Here is a 646-nt window from a genome sequence, read left to right as displayed (position 1 = left end):
TACGTATCAATCAGCACCAATTACGCAGCAGCCTGCTATGCAACAAACACAAAAAGAAGTGCAAGTAAAACCACAGAAGGAAATGCAAGTGAAACCACAAAAAGAAGTACAGGTAAAACCACAGAAGGAAATGCAAGTGAAACCACAAAAAGAAGTACAGGTAAAACCACAGAAGGAAATACAAGTGAAACCGCAAAAAGAGGTGCAAAAAGAACAGCCAATTCAAAAAGAAAAACCAGTTGAAAAACCGTCTGTTATTCAAAAACCACCTGTTATAGAAAAACAAAAACCAGCGGAAAAAGAAAATACGAAGTTTTCGGTAAATGTGTTACCGCAGCCGCCGCAACCACCAATAAAAACGAAAAAAGAATATAAAATTTCAGATGTAATTAAAAAAGGAAGCGAGTTAATTGCTCCTCAAATTAATAAAATGAAACCTAATAACATCATTTCTCCGCAAACGAAAAAAGATAATATAATATCACCACAAGTAAAAAAAGAAAATGTAGGAAACATAGTATCACCACAAGTAAAGAAAGAAAATGTAGGAAATATAGTATCACCGCAAGTGAAGAAAGAAAATGTAGGAAATATAGTATCACCACAAGTAAAGAAAGAAAATGTAGGAAATATAGTATCACCGCAA

1 pseudogene is annotated in these 646 nt (G+C 33.7%); it reads left to right on the top strand.

From position 1 onward, the window contains the following. Positions 1–646 (top strand): annotated as a pseudogene (gene exsA, locus MR079_RS28350) (spore coat assembly protein ExsA); the annotation flags it as partial.

Source organism: Bacillus cereus group sp. BfR-BA-01381 (genome assembly GCF_022663555.1).
Classification (GTDB): Bacteria; Bacillota; Bacilli; order Bacillales; family Bacillaceae_G; genus Bacillus_A; species Bacillus_A pacificus.
The sequence above is the reverse complement of the archived record's forward strand: the minus strand, read 5'-3'. Positions and strand labels throughout refer to the sequence as shown.